At 40.8% G+C, this 16597-nt stretch carries 16 protein-coding genes; 8 read left to right on the top strand and 8 right to left on the bottom strand.

The features are described 5' to 3' along the window. Window positions 1-4 precede the first annotated feature (4 nt). Window positions 5-1243: a hypothetical protein gene (locus JMY09_RS08290; protein WP_201623126.1), complete on the top strand. Its 1239-nt coding sequence runs from the start codon at window positions 5-7 to the stop codon at window positions 1241-1243. Window positions 1244-1330: 87 nt separating this feature from the next. Next, window positions 1331-2314: a glycosyltransferase family 2 protein gene (locus tag JMY09_RS08295; protein ID WP_201623127.1), complete on the top strand. Its 984-nt coding sequence runs from the start codon at window positions 1331-1333 to the stop codon at window positions 2312-2314. Window positions 2315-2363: 49 nt separating this feature from the next. Here the strand turns inward: JMY09_RS08295 and JMY09_RS08300 are convergent, their stop codons facing one another. Beyond that, window positions 2364-3206, bottom strand: a complete 843-nt coding sequence (locus JMY09_RS08300) for a hypothetical protein (RefSeq protein WP_201623128.1) — start codon at window positions 3204-3206, stop codon at window positions 2364-2366. A 318-nt stretch (window positions 3207-3524) separates the two neighbouring features. On the opposite strand from JMY09_RS08300, the gene JMY09_RS08305 reads away from it, so the two are divergent. The 5 genes from JMY09_RS08305 (at window position 3525) to JMY09_RS08325 (ending at window position 8220) form a co-directional block, all read left to right on the top strand. Beyond that, on the top strand, window positions 3525-4100 hold the full coding sequence (locus JMY09_RS08305; RefSeq protein WP_201623129.1) for a PepSY domain-containing protein: 576 nt from the start codon (window positions 3525-3527) through the stop codon (window positions 4098-4100). A 343-nt stretch (window positions 4101-4443) separates the two neighbouring features. After that, complete coding sequence (locus JMY09_RS08310; protein WP_201623130.1) at window positions 4444-5271, top strand: amino acid ABC transporter substrate-binding protein; 828 nt, start codon at window positions 4444-4446, stop codon at window positions 5269-5271. After that, window positions 5271-6008, top strand: a complete 738-nt coding sequence (locus JMY09_RS08315) for an amino acid ABC transporter permease (protein WP_320157832.1) — start codon at window positions 5271-5273, stop codon at window positions 6006-6008. The genes JMY09_RS08310 and JMY09_RS08315 overlap by 1 nt, the downstream gene beginning before the upstream one ends. 102 nt (window positions 6009-6110) lie before the next feature. After that, window positions 6111-6854 (top strand): amino acid ABC transporter ATP-binding protein, encoded by a 744-nt coding sequence (locus JMY09_RS08320; protein WP_201623131.1) that lies wholly within the window; start codon window positions 6111-6113, stop codon window positions 6852-6854. A gap of 502 nt (window positions 6855-7356) precedes the next feature. Beyond that, the gene (locus tag JMY09_RS08325; RefSeq protein ID WP_201623132.1) at window positions 7357-8220 is read left to right on the top strand and encodes a tetratricopeptide repeat protein; all 864 of its coding nucleotides are present in this window, start codon (window positions 7357-7359) and stop codon (window positions 8218-8220) included. A 166-nt stretch (window positions 8221-8386) separates the two neighbouring features. Here the strand turns inward: JMY09_RS08325 and JMY09_RS08330 are convergent, their stop codons facing one another. The 7 genes from JMY09_RS08330 to uraD form a co-directional block, all read right to left on the bottom strand. Continuing rightward, window positions 8387-8860 (bottom strand): hypothetical protein, encoded by a 474-nt coding sequence (locus JMY09_RS08330; protein ID WP_201623133.1) that lies wholly within the window; start codon window positions 8858-8860, stop codon window positions 8387-8389. Between the two features lie 153 nt (window positions 8861-9013). Then, window positions 9014-9850 carry a bifunctional allantoicase/(S)-ureidoglycine aminohydrolase gene (locus JMY09_RS08335; protein WP_201623134.1) on the bottom strand — a complete coding sequence of 279 codons (837 nt, stop codon included), beginning with the start codon at window positions 9848-9850 and terminating at the stop codon, window positions 9014-9016. 228 nt (window positions 9851-10078) lie between these two features. Continuing rightward, window positions 10079-10639: an ureidoglycolate lyase gene (locus JMY09_RS08340; RefSeq protein ID WP_201623135.1), complete on the bottom strand. Its 561-nt coding sequence runs from the start codon at window positions 10637-10639 to the stop codon at window positions 10079-10081. Window positions 10640-10966: 327 nt separating this feature from the next. Continuing rightward, complete coding sequence (gene puuE, locus JMY09_RS08345) at window positions 10967-11947, bottom strand: allantoinase PuuE (RefSeq protein WP_201623136.1); 981 nt, start codon at window positions 11945-11947, stop codon at window positions 10967-10969. A gap of 1040 nt (window positions 11948-12987) precedes the next feature. After that, a complete protein-coding gene (locus tag JMY09_RS08350; RefSeq protein WP_201623137.1) occupies window positions 12988-14298 on the bottom strand; it encodes a urate hydroxylase PuuD in 1311 nt (436 codons plus the stop codon). Window positions 14299-14584: 286 nt separating this feature from the next. Next, complete coding sequence (gene uraH, locus JMY09_RS08355; protein ID WP_201623138.1) at window positions 14585-14953, bottom strand: hydroxyisourate hydrolase; 369 nt, start codon at window positions 14951-14953, stop codon at window positions 14585-14587. A 98-nt stretch (window positions 14954-15051) separates the two neighbouring features. Beyond that, on the bottom strand, window positions 15052-15573 hold the full coding sequence (gene uraD / locus JMY09_RS08360) for a 2-oxo-4-hydroxy-4-carboxy-5-ureidoimidazoline decarboxylase (RefSeq protein WP_201623139.1): 522 nt from the start codon (window positions 15571-15573) through the stop codon (window positions 15052-15054). Between the two features lie 309 nt (window positions 15574-15882). Here uraD and JMY09_RS08365 point away from each other — a divergent pair, with 309 nt between their 5' ends. After that, on the top strand, window positions 15883-16548 hold the full coding sequence (locus tag JMY09_RS08365) for a TetR/AcrR family transcriptional regulator (RefSeq protein WP_201623140.1): 666 nt from the start codon (window positions 15883-15885) through the stop codon (window positions 16546-16548). Window positions 16549-16597: the final 49 nt, after the last annotated feature.

Below are 16597 nucleotides of genomic sequence, written 5' to 3' on the forward strand. Positions count from 1 at the left end.
GGCTATGCGTATTGGCTATTATGCTCATCATCATGGTTCAGGGCACTGTCGGCAAGCGGATAAACTGGCAGCATTATTGCCAATTGAATGGCAACAGCAACTAACCGTATTTACTAGTTTACCCATTGATGCTTATCGCTTTACTACTTTAACTGAGGCCCAAATCATTCGCTTAAACCCAGAGGATGAGCTAGCAGAGGATGTGCTGGCAGGACGGGCAGGGCAGTACTGGCAACCAGCAGCTTTGCATTATTCTCCAGTAGGTAATAGCGATATCCAAAAGCGTAGCTGGCAGATTTTGGCGACTATTCAACAGCGTCAGATTGAGTTGATGATTATCGATGTTAGCGCAGAAGTAGCGATGCTATGCCGTGCTTGTAGTGTGCCGTATCTATATGTGAGATTACCGGGTGAGCGCGACGATACTGCACACATAAGTGCTTTTACGGGTGCTATTGGGTTACTAGCTCCTTACCCGAGAGCGTTAGAGGCGGCTATGACCCCAGCTTGGGTAACCAATAAAACTTTATACTTAGATTTTGTATCGGCTACTAACAGTGATCCGCTGACGTATAAAGCTTTTTTGCAACGGCTAGCTGATTTAGCTTTAGCTACTGAGCAAGCAGAAGTTAAAAGCTTGATAGACAGCGCTAGTGTAGGCGACAGCAAGCAACAGAATCAGCCTTTAATAGTAACGGTCATAAAAGGCTATGGCGGCCATCAAGCTATCGATGCAAAACTGCCTGCATTACGACAAGCTCTACCAGGAGCATTAATCATATCTTTAGGACCTATTAGTGATGAGGTGCGTCAATACGTAGATATTGCTACTGAGGTCGACGATGTCACGCCTTTTATTGCTCACAGTGATTGGCTGTTGATGGCGTGTGGACTGAATGCTATTGCTCAAGTCTATCGCTATGATACCCCGTTAGTAGTCCTACCAGACCCTAGGCCGCATCGGGAGCAAGAAGTGATGGCAGAGGCATTAATAGCAGCAGGACGGGCGCTAAGTTGGCAGCAATTTATAACGCCGCTAGCAGCAGGGCGAGTTCGAAGTACCGCTTCATTGCAGGCGCCGTTAACAGTAGAGGTACCGTTAAACAAGCACTCTATATCTAAGGTAGTTGATAATCAGACAACTGCCCAAGCCTTTATGGACAGCTTAGTGGCTTATAGTGGTAATAAACAGTGGTTTCAACAATGGCTACTGCCGCAGCTGCAACTGACCCCTGATACCTGACCCCTGATACCTGATAAGCATCAGTTACTATAGCAATAAGCACGGCAGCCCCCTAAATCTATAGCTGTACCTATAAGCGAGCTTACTATGACTAGCATTCACACTACTATTATTCCTATAAGCGTTATTACTACTTGCTATGGTCGTAACGGCCATTTGTACAATCTACTTAGTAGTTTATCGCAAGGTAGCGTTAGACCTAGTGAAGTGATTATCGTCAATGATGATGCAGACCCCGAACGGCTTGCCCAATACCCTCTAAATATTGTGCAAATAGCTACCACTGATTGGGATGCTTTAGCCCAAAATCCTGAGTCATCAACCATAAATAAAACCTCTGATACTGGTTTTGATATTGGTCGTAATCGTAATTTAGGCGCTGCTAGAGCCAGTCATGATGGGTTGATATTCTTGGATGTGGATTGTATCGTAGCGTCTACTTTTATAGAGCAGTTACATAATAAGCTGCGAATTTATCCTAACGCACTACTAATGGGGCAGCCAAGATATTTGACTCGTCCGTTAACGAATGATGAGAGCTTACAACTACAACGGGGTCAGTTACTTAGCACTAGCTTAGATAAGCTCTCAGTTTATAATCCTTATCGCTATAACTTTGCTGCGCCTGAGCTTGATAGCGACGCCACAGCAATTGAGCAAACCCAAGATTATGGTGCCTTTTGGAGTTTATGCTTAGCTATTAGCTATAAGCAGTTTGAGGCTATCGGTGGTTTTGATAATGATTATTTGGGCTACGGCGCTGAAGATACCGATTTTTCTTTTAGCGCACGCGCCTTAGGTGTTGATTTTTATTTGACCAATGATGTGATTTATCATCAGCAGCACAGTGTTTATCGACCACCGTTAAATCATTTATCCAGTATTGTTATCAATGCCAATATTTTTTATGACAAATGGCAACAGTGGCCAATGGGGGGCTGGTTAGCGGCATTTGCTGAGATGGATTTAATCAATTGGCACACTGAGCAGCAAACCGCTATTAGTGTGAGCCGTAAGCCCAGCAAATCGGAAATAAATGCCGCACATTATCCTGATGCGCCGTATGTATAGTCGATTTACTATTTTTACTTGGCTAGTGCTGATATAAATAACATTGGCTCTAATACTGACGACTAAGCTGCACCTCTGCCGGAGCATTAGCCATCTCTTGACGTTCGAACGCCCAATTATGTCCTGACCAAAAATATCCGGTCTTATCTTCATCATTGAAGCCAAGCATCATAATCTGTAAGGGTGCTACTGAGGTTTGCAGCTGCTGGACATGCTGGCGGGCAGCCAACAACAGCCGATACAATAAGAACCCTGACGAAGGTGCAGAAGAGTGGATAGCGGTAAAGTTCGGATAGTCAGCGACTACTGGATGCCATTCTGATAATACGCGGCAATGTTTTGAGCTATGCAGCAACTGGGTCAATGACGGAGGAATAATCAAAGTTCGACTTGCGGTTATAGGATCGTCAGCAGGCTTGGGGTCGTCGCTCGGCGTTGGAAATTGATAGCACTGATTACTAAACAATAGACCTAACGGTGCGAGTTTGGCCATTTCATCGATAGCAAGCACATTATTACTTCTAGGTGGCATACCAAAGTGCAGAAGGCTATCGCCGTTTTGACGAAAGAATAGTAATTTTGGCAGCTGGCGAGCTAACGGATTAGTAATAAGATAATCAGCATGAATGAAGTCATTAAACAGCACTAGGATGTCAGTTGTTTGCAGCAATTTATCAAGGCTATCGCTAGTGATAGATGGGTTATTAGCCATACATACTATACGTTTTTGATAAAATAGCGCTTGTTGTATCACTGACGGTAAGCTGTCAAAAGCGGTTTGTGCTAGGCTTATAGAGTCAAGGTTAGCCGTGTTAGGTTTGGCAACACTACAAGCGTCTGGCGAATAATCTAATGAGTCATTCGCTGAACTAGGTAAAGAATTATTGAGCATAAATACAGCAGCAACCTAATAAGAGTTGATAGAAAAGTAGGGAAAAACTAGCAGGCAATCCTAGGGTATGAGATTTGCGCTATGAGCTTTGCAGTATGAACTTTGCATTATGAACTTAAATAATAACGATGATATTGTAACGCTTATGGAGTGAAGTTGTGGTTTTATAGCTAGCCCAAATGGTCATATAAGCCTCGATTAACAATGCCAGTACATTACGCTACTGTTTTGCTTATTAAGAGATATTACATAAGTTTATTATGATAAATAAATAGACCAAGCGTTGTACCACTACTAACTAAGTTAAGGAGATTATTGATGATAAGCACACGCAAAAACCTTAAGGACACTGCATTAGCCACGGGCTTAATATTGGCACTAACTGCTGGTGCCTTGAGCACTGCGGCTAATGCTAGCAGTCTATCGAGTGAAGTAAGCGCTGCCCAAGCAACTAAAATAAGCTTAAAACAAGCCATCACTATAGCCAGCGCCCAAGCCGCAGGTACTCTAGTTAGTGCAGAGTTCGATGATGATGACGATAATGCGCAAGCAGGGGTGTACGAGATAGAGTTCAAGAGCGATAGTACTAAGTACGAGATCAAGGTCGATGCTACCACTAGCAAGATTATTAAAACAGAAACTGAAAGTTCAGATAGTGGTGATATTGAAGACTACCAGACTCAGCGCAAAGCAAAAGTTCATATTATAGATGCTATGAATATTGCAGAGAAAAACACCAGAGGTCGAGTCATGGAAATCGAGTTTAAGAAGGATAGTGATTATAAAGATCATACCTCTTATTACGAAGTTGAAATCCTTAAAGGCAATCAAATCATTGAGCTAAACGTAGATGCTAATACAGGTTCGGTATTCGCTAAGAAAACTAAAAAATAAGTATTAATAACCGTTAGTAGTAACCAACACTAAGTTGCAAAGACAGTTAACAGCACTAAGCTCAACAGTTGGTTATCAGCTATGAAAGCACTTATTAATTCAGTTAATAAGTGCTTTTTTATTGCTTATATTTACCAGTCACAGCTAATTATAGCTATAAGCGCAAAGACTAATAAATCATCCACGTTCACTGTTTTTGTACGTTATTGTCGTGTTAATCACGTTACTATGAGGACAGTTATTAGCAATAAAATTGAATATATTTGCCGCTGATATTGAAAAATACTTTTTAGACCCTCAAATCGGGCAACCGAATGCCTCAATAATGATAAAAGGACATCCTATGAAACGTCGTGCCCTATTAACCCTGGCGGTCAGTACACTATTATTAAGCGCTTGTGGTCAGTCTACTACTAATGAAGCTAGCACTGATGCTGCTAACAATGGTGAATCCGAGCTGCTACAACGCATCAATAGCGGTGGTACGATTAACATTGGTACGGAAGGCACTTATCCGCCGTTCAGTTATCACGATGTCAGTGGCAAGCTTACCGGTTATGATGTTGAAGTATCGCGAGCAGTTGCTGATAAGCTAGGAGTTAGCGTTGAGTTTAAAGAAACTCAGTGGGATGCGATGCTGGCAGGACTAGATTCCAAGCGGTTCGATATGGTAGCCAACCAAGTCAGTCTAACCACTCCTGAGCGTAAAGCTAAGTATGATAAAGCAATGGCTTATAGCTGGTCAGGTGCCGTAGTACTAGCACCTACTGATGATAATCGCTATAGCTCTTGGGAGAGTTTAAAAGGTCTGCGCACGGCGCAATCGCTATCTAGTAACTATGGTGAGCTGGCAGAACGTTATCAGGCTGAAATTGTGCCTGTTGATGGTATGGCACAAGCCGTGCAGTTGGTCAAACAAGACCGCGCTGACTTTACTATGAACGATAATCTAGCAGTACTCGACTATCTTAAAAACTTTCCAGACAGTGGTCTTGAGATTAAATTGACGGCACCTGCCAGTGAGTTACGTGGCTCAGGCCTAATCTTGCGTAAGGGTGATGACGCAGTAGTGGCAAAAATCGATGAAGCAATGAGTGCCTTACAAAAGGATGGTACTTTGACCAAATTAAGCCAGCAATTCTTTGGTGCTGATATAAGTAAGCAGGACTAATGATAGCGTCTATCCTTTCAGTATTGGCTGATTTACTGGCATTGCTGCCATTTATGACTCCCGATCGGGCACAAATTGTCATCACGTCGTTTTGGCCAATGCTTAAGGGCGGTATCTATTATTCGATACCGCTGGCGTTGATATCTTTTGCAATAGGTATGGCTATTGCACTCAGTGTGGCGCTGATTCGTATCGTACCGCGCACTAGCTGGATGCACCGCATTGCTTATCGCATAGCACGTATTTATGTCTCTGCTATTCGTGGCACGCCGATGCTAGTGCAGCTATTTATTATCTTTTACGGGCTACCGAGCGTAGGGGTCAAACTCGATCCTTTCCCTTCTGCTATTATCGCCTTTTCACTCAATATTGGCGCTTATGCCTCAGAGACGGTGCGGGCATCGATCTTATCCATCCCCAAAGGTCAATGGGAAGCGGGTTCGACAGTGGGTCTGACTTATTTACAGACTTTTCGTCACGTTATTTTACCGCAAGCATTACGAGTATCAGTACCACCATTATCTAATACTTTTATTAGTTTAGTAAAAGATACTTCTTTGGCCTCATTAGTATTAGTCACTGAGCTGTTTAAACAAGCACAAATAATTACTGCCCGTAATTATGAGTTTATGTTGGTTTATACTGAAGCGGCAGTCATTTATTGGGGTATTTGTCTGATACTGACCTTTATTCAAGGTAAGCTTGAGACTCGTCTTGATCGCTATGTTGCTAAATAACTGCAATTTTGCAAGTCACTATTACCACCTTTAGAATTAAGCACTATTGATTTTAAATAATGAGCCAATGTTTTTAGATCTGCTAAGCTGACAGGAACCCTTATGATTCAAATCACCAATATTCACAAAGCCTTTGGCAGCAATCAAGTGCTCAAAGGCATTGATTTGACTATTCATAAAGGTAAAGTAGTAGTGATATTAGGACCATCAGGTTCTGGTAAAACTACTTTTTTACGTTGTATCAATGCGCTAGAGACTCCTGATCAAGGAATAATAGCTTTTGATGATGGCAGCCTAACAGTAGATTTTGGCGCTAAGCCTAGTAAGAAGTCCTTGCTAGCGCTGCAACGTAAGTCTGGTATGGTATTTCAGTCTTATAACTTATTCCCACATAAGACGGCAATCCAAAATCTAACTTTAGGACCGACAGTAGTACAAGGGACGAGTAAAGCACAAGCTCATACGCAAGCATTAGCGCTACTAGAAAAAGTGGGACTATCAGACAAAGCTGATCTCTATCCGTTTCAGCTATCAGGGGGACAACAGCAGCGTGTTGGTATTGCACGGGCACTCGCTATTGAGCCTTCGCTATTATTATTTGATGAGCCAACCTCGGCTTTAGATCCAGAGCTAGTGCAAGATGTGCTAGAGACTATGAAGCAATTAGCATCAGAGGGCTGGACGATGGTTGTGGTCACTCACGAGATCAAGTTCGCTCGCGATGTCGCCGATCATGTGGTATTGATTGAAGATGGCTATGTGGTAGAAGAGGGCAGCGCTGAGCAAATGTTCGAGCTATCGAAGCACCCACGAACTCAAGCGTTTTTGCAGCGTATTGAGCAGTAATAGTACTAAAGTATTTAACGGGTTCAGTCATAAAAAGTCATTAGTGAATCAGCTGATGATTTTTTTTGGCTCATTTCTCATTTTTATCAGCCTAAGACTTCTTATATAGGTCTTCATCGTTTGAGTTGGATATGAATCTATGTTCAATACGCCCTAGTATCTGTTAAACATATTTGTCTCAAGGTATCGCTATTTTAGCGCAACTGATACAGTGGCTTTTTTGTTCTAAAATATCTTACTATAACGCCTGTTGTGGCAATAAGCATGGTTCCCTAGTGAGGACTTGAACGCTAAGCTGTAGGCTACTGGTATTGAGGTTTTGAATTATTGTGATAACCACAGTGTACTTGATGGTGTACTTAACATACATATTCTATCTGTGATCGGTGCGCTATACAGGCATCGAACGTATTACAATAAAGAATGTTGTGGTAGATAGACCCTACAATTCTAACTTAGATGATAATCTCAATAAATAAAACCTCCTGAGTGAATATATCAAATGACCTTATTTAAAATCTCATTATCTATAATCATTACCTTCTTATCTATATCATTGATGAGTTGTCAAAGGGATTCACATGTTGATGAACAAAGTGTCTATCAAGCCCAATTAATGGCTGAAGAGGAAAGCCATGACGCTGAAGACTTACAAGAACTAGCTGAAATAGGTAATGCTTTAGCACAGCACAATCTTGGTGTTATGTATGAACAAGGTAAGGGAGTCGAGCAAGATTATACTAAAGCGGTAGAGTGGTTTACAAAGGCTGCTGAGCAAGGTTTCATGGAATCTCAACATAACTTAGGAAACATGTACAGCAAAGGTAAAGGTGTGCAGCAAAATTATAATGAGTCAGCGAAGTGGCGTCTAAAAGCGGCTGAACAAGGTTTTGCATTATCTCAATATGATCTGGCGCTTATGTACAATGAGGGTAAGGGAGTCGAGCAAGATTACACCAAAGCGATAGAGTGGTTCGCAAAAGCTGCTGAACAGGATTATGGACCAGCACAACTTAATCTTGGCTATCATTATGTAGAGGGAATTGGTGTACCGCAAAATCCTAATATGGCAATGAAATGGTATATAAAAGCTGCCGAGCAAAATAATGCAGATGCACAATATAGCATTGGTCTTATATACTACTTAGGCGAGGGATTAGAAAAAAATTATGTTAAGGCAGTAGATTGGTTTACAAAGGCTGCTGAGCAAAATAATGCAAATGCACAATATAATCTTGGTCTTATGTATCTTAAAGGGGAAGGTGTAAAGAGTAACAGTATCAACGCAAAAGAATGGTTTAAAAAAAGTTGTGACAATGGAAAGCAGATAGGATGTGATAATTATTATAGTTTGAGTGAATTATAGATAATGACTGAACTTAATACCTTCGCTTTTAAGCTAGTACCTTCAATGCGAAGTTACGGTATACCTCAATGGAACTACCTAATCAGACTCATTAACCAATTAACAGACCACTTAAAACAGACTGTCTTTGCGGAACTACTGATAATAGACCGTTAGTTTTAATATTCTAAATAATCCCTAATTGGACGCTTATTGAATTGAGAAGGGTTCGACTGTCATCCGTCCAATTACTATGAGTAGTGATTTCGTGGCTTGTTGGATTTATAAAGCCATTAATATCTTCACCATCAAAGCTATAACCTTGAAAGCTACAAGGCGTCACACTATCTTTGCAGGTGCTATACATGGTTTTGGCGTGATAAAGCTTTATGTTATAAGGCACTCTATTAAGCCCTTTTTCTGCTGGTGCCGCAAAAGTCATACTTGCCAAATCTGGTGCAACCAATAGCATACTATCACAACTGACATAAACTTCTGGGCAGCCATCATAAAGGTTTAAGCGTTGACCTTGTATATCCAACCCCATAACAGAATTACTTTCTAAAGGCGCAACTGCGGTACTCAATGAAGACAGTACTAGCAAGGACAATGCCATACTCAGACGTTTGGCTTGTATAGAGATTTGATTTTTAATGAGCATCGCTGTTGTTCTATATTTATTAACATTATGAGGCAACTAAACGCAAAAAAGCCAGCTAATTGCAATTAGCTGGCTTTATTATTAAAGGTTTTGGTTGTACTTTAAAAAGTAATCAATGACCTATTCGAATGAACGATTATGCCTTTATCCTGCTTATTTTACTGGACGAATAAACGGCATATGTCTATTGACGTCTTTATATAGCAAGTATCTGAATGGACCAGGTCCACCAGCGTAACAAGATTGTGGGCAGAATGCGCGTAGCCACATAAAGTCGCCCGCTTCAACTTCAACCCATTCACCGTTTAAGTGATATACCGCTTTACCTTCTAGTACATACAAACCATGTTCCATAACATGAGTTTCATCAAATGGAATCACGCCACCTGGCTGGAAAGTCACAATGTTTACATGCATATCGTGACGCATGTCCGACTGCTCAGTAAATCTAGTGGTGGTCCATACGCCATCAGTACCTGGCATTTCAATAGCTTCAACATCATGATCGCTAGTAACAAAAGCTTCAGGAACGTCAATACCTTCACAATGTTGATAAGCTTTGCGGATCCAATGAAACTTAACATGCTTGTCGCTATTGTTTTTTAGCGTCCATTTGCAGCCAGGTGGTAAAAATGCATAACCACCAGACTCAAGATGATGCGCTTCACCTTCTATAGTGATATCCATTTCGCCTTCAACGATGAATACTACACCTTCAGCATTGGCATCTAGCTCTGGCTTTTCTGAGCCGCCATTTGGTGCTACTTCGACGATATACTGTGAAAAGGTTTCAGAGAAACCTGAAAGTGGACGTGCAAGCACCCACATGCGCATACCTGTCCAAAAAGGTAAATAGCTAATGACGATGTCAGTTAGTACACGTTTTGGAATGATCGCATAGCTTTCAGTGAAGATAGCACGGTCAGATAGTAACTGTGTTTGAGGAGGCAAGCCGCCTGTAGGGGCGTAATAAGTACTTTTAGTTGACATGATTGAATTTCCTTGTTGTCTTCGTTAAAACAGAGTGTTGTTTCTCTAAAAATCTTAATAATTATTCTAGAGAATTTTATTTAATATTTTTTTATATCGATTGTTGCTATGTCTGCTACTAGTGAGCTTTTTAGAGCACAGTAAAATTAGAGCACAGTAAAATTAGAGCACAATAAAATTAGAGTACAGTCAAATTAAAGCACAATCAAAATACTATTTATATAACTTCTAAACAGCATTAGCCTTTGCTCTATTTGACTTAGCTTCCTCAGTAGAGACATCAACGCAAACTTCCCAATCGTCAATCTCAAATTCATGACAATTATTACCATCGCCATTGATACGATCGACTACTAAGAAATCACAATCCGCTTTTAGCGCCAGTAGCGGATGATGCCAAACATTGGCATCATACTGTACACCTTGATATGAACGGGCATAAAATACTTCTAAATCATCCGCTGATTTAGGCGCATCGCCAGCTTTGGCTACCACAACTAGATAGTCTGTGCCATTCATAGAAAAGAAGGCTTGCGTACCAAACGGATGGTATTCCATCACTGATAAGGTAATAGGGCAGTCACGTTTTTTGGTACGGAAAATACTAAAACCAACTTCGCCACCGTCATGACCAACTTTTGAGATGGCGTTATGACGACAAGCGTAGCCGCGATTGATATCCCAACTGTTTTCAGGGCATTTTTCTTGGTCATCGTAAGGTTCAATAACTGAACCATAAGGTGCAAATGCCGCTTTGGTTAGAGGTTTAGCAATTATCGTTGTTTTCATAACGTAGCCTTTTCTAATGATATGGTTTATTAGGTTATAGACCGTCAGTGGTCAATAACGATATTATTTTTTTATTTGTAAGCTTTTTGCAGTATTGAACGATCGCTAAGTTAGGTAGTTTATCCGCAGTTTGCTGATCATTTTATTAAACCATCAGGCAGAGTGTTAACAATATTTGCTTATTCATACTAAGCAAATATTGGACACAAGATAGAGTATTTAAGCAGTTGAATCAGTGAGGTATAAACCACCTTGAGCATATCAGCAGTTGGCTTACGTGATAGCTACTACGTAGGTGCTTATTACTGCGATGATACGCTTCAGAGCTTACATCCAGTTAGCGGTGTTATCAGCAGTTGCAGGATGATTTTCATACCAATGCTTAGCGATTTCGTCGCGGCGGCATACCCAAACGTCAGGCTTGCTAGTGATATACTTCAAAAATTGTTTGAGCGCAGTGATACGACCAGCACGACCAATAATACGGCAATGTAGACCGATCGTCAGCATTTTAGGCTTAGTAGCGCCTTCTTCATATAGGGTATCAAAGCTATCTTTTAGGTACTGATAGAAAGGTTCAGCGTTAGTGAATCCTGGACTTGAAGCAAAACGCATATCGTTGGTTTCAAGGGTGTAAGGGATAACTAGATGCGGCTTGCGAATTAGGCTCGTGCCGTCTTGTACTTTGACATTCAGCCAGTAAGGGAGCTCATCAGCGTAAGAGTCAGAATCATAGATATAACCGCCATGTTCAGCGACTAGCTCACGAGTGTTAGGGCTATCACGACCAGTGTACCAGCCTAATGGCTGTCCGCCAAGCATCCGGTCAAATATTTTAGTGGCAGCGCGTACATGTTCACGCTCAGTTTCACGATACATATATTGATAAGTAATCCAGCGCAAACCATGACTAGCTACTTCATGTCCGTCTTCTAGAACACGCTCGATGATATGTGGAGTCTTTTCAGCTGCAGCGGCACAAGTAAAGGTAGTAATAGGCAAGCCAAACTCTTTAAACACATCTAGCACACGCCAAACGCCAACCCGACTTCCATATTCAAATGCTGACTCAATAGACTGATGGCGATTGCTAAATTCTGGGGTACCTAGTACATCAGATAAAAAGCGCTCTGATTGACCATCACCATGAAGTACACTGTTTTCAGCGCCTTCTTCGATATTTAGTACAAACTGCACGGCTATTTTTGCCCCACCCGGCCAATTAGCATTTGGTGGATTATCACCATAGCCTTTTAGGTCACGAGGATAAGCAGCTTGATCAAAGTCGCTGGTGATTTTCTGAGTCATTATCAATATTCCTTTATAAAAACAGAGTAGTTATTAAATCAATTTAATGCGTAGGGTTATTTATCATAATGAGTCGACAACACTGGAGTGCGTAGAACTCTGCTTATGAAGATTTAACCTACTAGGGTAAAGCTTACTATACTTAAGATATCAGCATGCTGATTGTAGGTATTGGTATTTCTAGGTGCGCGATTTAATTGACGAGTTGGCACTTAATATTCAAGGTTATGACTTGAAAAATGTTTACTCAATAATAAAAGCGTAGGTATAACTGAATAAGTTTTAGATGTCGTTCGGTTAGGCTGTAGATAGTATCTGACAGATCTAGAGTCAGCTTCGAGAGCTGCGGTAAAACTGAGTTTTTCAGATAGTAACGAGGTGAGTCGTTATAACAGGATCAAACTGGACGCATTAGTTATTTGCTAGAAATAAGTAGTGGCTTGCAACAATAGGTAGCCTAAAATAATAGCATTTTAAATACCAATAGGTATGGTTTATTTGCTTTTAAAGGCTAACCTTAACCAGTCATATTTATTTTGACAGAGGTTATATAACAACATTGCTTTACTGTATGTCTATCTGATCATTTGGTCAAGATAATTATCCATTAATATCGATAATATTTAGTAAAAAGCAGTTATCAGTACCTTTATACGGTAGTTTGTAGGTATTTATCAGTTTAAATTCCAAGCACTGCTACATTGGTACTGAGTTAGGAGTAACGGCCTATTGACGCATTACTAGCCAATAAATAATAACTTCTAGAGCTGCTCCTAGCAAGAAACTATACCTTTAAAGTTTGCTCAGCATTGGCATTAAGACAGTGGTAATAGACAGAATAGTACTAATAGACAAGATAGTACTAATAGTCTTGATAAAAATGATAATCGCAAGCTTACTGATGAACGACAGCCACGAGGCGCGAACAAAAAAAGCGCTAACCGCTGTAATCAAGCCACTCATATCAGGACAAAATAATAGCCAGTCATGGACTGGCTATTATTTTACATAGAATGGTCATCAAGCTTTACAATTTAAAATTAAAGTCCTGAAGTATAAGCTACGATTTGTGCACGCTCTTCATCAGTTAACTTAGTGATATTACCTAATGGCATATAACCAGTTTGCACTGCAGTGACAATCTTAGCTTGATAAGTCTTCATATCAGCAGGAGTCTGAATGATAATACCTGCTGGTGGGGCATTGAACCCGGCTTGCGTTGGTTGTGCCATATGGCAAACGCTACATTTTGCTTGCACAATCCCAATGACGGCATCATCAGCCGAAGCAGCAACTGGTACCGCTGCAGCATCAGGAGCAACTGCTGTACCTGCCGCCGCAGCAGGAGCAACTGCAGTACCAGCAGCAGGAGCTGCGTCAGCTACTGGCTGCGCTGCCGCTACTGGTGGAACTGGTAAAGGCTCAATAGGTGCTGGGCGCATCCAGAAAATCAAGGCTAACGTAGCTATTGCAGGAATAACTAAGTATTTTGGCTCACTATGACCCAAATGCTTTTGGTTAAAGTAATGACGAGCAGTTGCCGTGATAACACCAACGAATACTAAAACCAACCACCCTTTGCCATCTCCAAATGAATACATCATTGGATAGTGATTACTAATCATGGTGAAGATTAGGGGTAAGGTAAAATAGTTGTTCATCAATGAGCGGTTTCTAGCCATTAATGCTAAATCTTGTACTTCTGGACCTGGTTTTACGCCACGACGTACACAATCTACTAGTGCGCGCTGAGCCGGCATAATACCAAAGAATACGTTACCCGCCATGATAGTACCTAAAATGGCACCAACGTGGATGAACGAGGCACGATCACTGAACAGCTGGTAAGAACCCCAAGTTGCAATAATCATTAAGATAAAGATGGTGATACTAAAAGTCATCTTATTTTTGCCGATACGACTACGTACAATCACTTCATAAATAGCGTAGGTACCGATTAAGAATAAAATACTAGTAGCAATAGCACCAATATTACTGCCGTAATCGACTTTACTTGGATCGACTAAGTAGGCTGTTGCGTTGGCATAATAAACGATAGACAACATCGCCGCACCGGTCAACCAAGTGGTGTAGGCTTCCCATTTAAACCAATGTAGAGTCTTTGGCATCTCTTCAGGGTCAAGCTTGTACTTAGCGATTTCGTAGAAACCACCGCCATGTACTGCCCATAAATCACCTGAAATACCTTTTTTGGCTTTCCATTCTGGTGGCTTTTGCAAACTCATATCTAGCCATACGAAGTAAAATGACGCACCAATCCATGCCACACCAGCGATGACGTGAAACCAGCGGAAGAATAAAGCTAACCAATCGAGAAGATATGCGCCCATGAGGCAAGTGTCCTTTTGTATTGCTAGGTCTTGGCAACTTATAATGACTTTTCTCACTTGAATAAAATTACAAGCGTTTCCATGCCATTTTAGATATCTACTAATCTATGTCTATTGATGCATAAATGTCATAAGATAAATAATTTTTTATTATTACTCTTTGCTATTTATAACAAAGAGTAATAATAAAAGTCACCCGTATTAGCTGTCTATAATGATATTATTTGATGGCTAAAACCGTGTCTGAGTGCTATAACACGATTAGTTTTTAAATTAAATTTCTAAATTACGAACCGCGATAAGTACCATAACCATGGGCACTAAGTAATAGTGGGACATGATAATGGCTAGCATCACTGACTACAAAATCAATAATAACTTGGGGATAAAAAGCGGTTAGTTTTTGCGCATCGAAATAAGACTGAGTATCAAAAGTCAAAGTATAGCGACCATTACTCAAGTTTTGCTCAGCGCTGTCTACTGCACTATCAAACTGCCAGCTGTCTGGAGTAACACGACCATCATTGTTAGTAGTGCCATTAGCTAGTAATGTTGCTTTGCCGCCATCTTGAATGCGATGTAGAGTTACTGCGATATCAGCAGCAGGCTTACCGAGGTGAGTATCTAGAATATGTGATGATAAGGTTGCAGACATAATATTTCCTTTGCTTTAAGTTGATTGGTATAAACGTTGTCACCACTCAGGTATTGTGCAAGTAGCGACTGCCGTTATGATATCTATTATCTAATGAGTTAAGCGATGCCAAATAGTTTTTGGATGCGCAGACGAGTAATTTTATTTTGTTCAGCAGCGGCATTAGCTAATTCAGCATCGCGATCATTAGGCAGACGAGCTAACAATAGATCTAGCATTTGCTGAGCGCTTTTGCCGGTAGCGAAGACGATGAAAATAAAGCCAAACTTATCAAGGTAGTCTTGATTGCCTTGAGCTAAGTCTTCTAGGACTTGGTCTTCAGCATCTGTTGCACCTGATTGTTCGTGAGCAGCACTGTCTTGAGTATTGCGATATTTTTCTTTTAGTGAGTTGACGTTACCGATTTGTGGATGCCCATCAAAAGCTTCTATAAGATTGGCTTCGCTAGCTTGCGCTTCATTCCAAGCAGCATCGTTGGCCTCAAGCATAGCGTCGATGTCTGCAAAGGGACGCGCAGCAGCTAAGCGTTGTGCCCAAGCGCTACTAGTACAGCAAGTTAGAAGGGTTGCCGTGGCGTCTTCATTTGGCAGTTCATTGAATTGGGCTAGAGTTAAGCTCATAGTGACTTCCTTTTCTTGTAATTTATTTGGGGCGATATAAAAGCTCATTCATAGTATCGAGCAAGGGAGATCTAAACAAACAAATCAGCTATTAAAGTTATATTAATTAATTGGTATTTGGTTTAACATTATCTATTGTGCTAAAACCTGACCATTTGGTCAACTATTTTATACAAAAAATTTCTATTTGTCGCCTTATCTGCCATAAAAACTTGTATTTTTTGCATTTCCTTATATAAATACAGCTTAGAGACGGAAGATAATGTATTTTCTATCCAATTTGTTCAAATAAATTAAGTTATGACTGTTATGACTCAAACTAATCAAAGCAAAAATATAGTCGCAGCGGAAGCAACTGCTCATCGCAGCCAACACGATATTCGTGCGCATAATCAAGCCATTATATTAAGCGCTGCTGAAGAAGAGTTCGTCTTGCAAAGCTACCGTGGTGCTACTATGCAAGGTATCGCTGATCGCGCTGGGCTACCCAAAGCCAATATTCACTATTACTTCAAAAATAAAAGAAATCTATATAAAGTAGTACTGCGCTCCATCATTGAAGAATGGAACACAGGCTTAGTGACTATGACTGTAGATAGTGATCCTAAAACAGTAATAGAAAAGTTTGTACGTACTAAATTGCATCAAGCCTTTGCTCATCCTAATCGTCATAAACTGTTCGCAGTCGAAGTAATCGGTGGTGCACCGCACTTACATGACTTTATGTCAACGACGATGAAAGAGTGGGCGCTTGATAAAGCTCAAGTTATGACCACTTGGCATGAACAAGGCAAAATTGGTATTGCTGACCCCTTACAACTGCTGATACTTATTTGGGCCACTACACAACGTTATGCCGAATTTGAAACAGAAATCATTGGTCTACTACAAAAAGATGCCTATGATAAAGAAGATGAAGCGCGTGCTGCCGACTTCTTAGTGCCGTTTATTTTGCGCGGTTGTGGCATCGAATAAAGTTAGATGAATAGAATATAATAAGGTAGTGACTAGCTTAGCTAAGTGG

The organism is Psychrobacter urativorans, from assembly GCF_904846695.1.
GTDB classification, from domain to species: domain Bacteria; phylum Pseudomonadota; class Gammaproteobacteria; order Pseudomonadales; family Moraxellaceae; genus Psychrobacter; species Psychrobacter urativorans.

Excerpts from the sequence above, each read along its gene's own strand:
- JMY09_RS08290 (WP_201623126.1), top strand. The coding sequence starts at position 5 with ATGCGTATTGGCTATTATGCTCATCATCATGGTTCAGGGCACTGTCGG.
- JMY09_RS08295 (WP_201623127.1), top strand. The coding sequence starts at position 1,331 with ATGACTAGCATTCACACTACTATTATTCCTATAAGCGTTATTACTACT.
- JMY09_RS08300 (WP_201623128.1), bottom strand. The coding sequence starts at position 3,206 with ATGCTCAATAATTCTTTACCTAGTTCAGCGAATGACTCATTAGATTAT.
- JMY09_RS08305 (WP_201623129.1), top strand. The coding sequence starts at position 3,525 with ATGATAAGCACACGCAAAAACCTTAAGGACACTGCATTAGCCACGGGC.
- JMY09_RS08310 (WP_201623130.1), top strand. The coding sequence starts at position 4,444 with ATGAAACGTCGTGCCCTATTAACCCTGGCGGTCAGTACACTATTATTA.
- JMY09_RS08315 (WP_320157832.1), top strand. The coding sequence starts at position 5,271 with ATGATAGCGTCTATCCTTTCAGTATTGGCTGATTTACTGGCATTGCTG.
- JMY09_RS08320 (WP_201623131.1), top strand. The coding sequence starts at position 6,111 with ATGATTCAAATCACCAATATTCACAAAGCCTTTGGCAGCAATCAAGTG.
- JMY09_RS08325 (WP_201623132.1), top strand. The coding sequence starts at position 7,357 with ATGACCTTATTTAAAATCTCATTATCTATAATCATTACCTTCTTATCT.
- JMY09_RS08330 (WP_201623133.1), bottom strand. The coding sequence starts at position 8,860 with ATGCTCATTAAAAATCAAATCTCTATACAAGCCAAACGTCTGAGTATG.
- JMY09_RS08335 (WP_201623134.1), bottom strand. The coding sequence starts at position 9,850 with ATGTCAACTAAAAGTACTTATTACGCCCCTACAGGCGGCTTGCCTCCT.
- JMY09_RS08340 (WP_201623135.1), bottom strand. The coding sequence starts at position 10,639 with ATGAAAACAACGATAATTGCTAAACCTCTAACCAAAGCGGCATTTGCA.
- puuE (WP_201623136.1), bottom strand. The coding sequence starts at position 11,947 with ATGACTCAGAAAATCACCAGCGACTTTGATCAAGCTGCTTATCCTCGT.
- JMY09_RS08350 (WP_201623137.1), bottom strand. The coding sequence starts at position 14,298 with ATGGGCGCATATCTTCTCGATTGGTTAGCTTTATTCTTCCGCTGGTTT.
- uraH (WP_201623138.1), bottom strand. The coding sequence starts at position 14,953 with ATGTCTGCAACCTTATCATCACATATTCTAGATACTCACCTCGGTAAG.
- uraD (WP_201623139.1), bottom strand. The coding sequence starts at position 15,573 with ATGAGCTTAACTCTAGCCCAATTCAATGAACTGCCAAATGAAGACGCC.
- JMY09_RS08365 (WP_201623140.1), top strand. The coding sequence starts at position 15,883 with ATGACTCAAACTAATCAAAGCAAAAATATAGTCGCAGCGGAAGCAACT.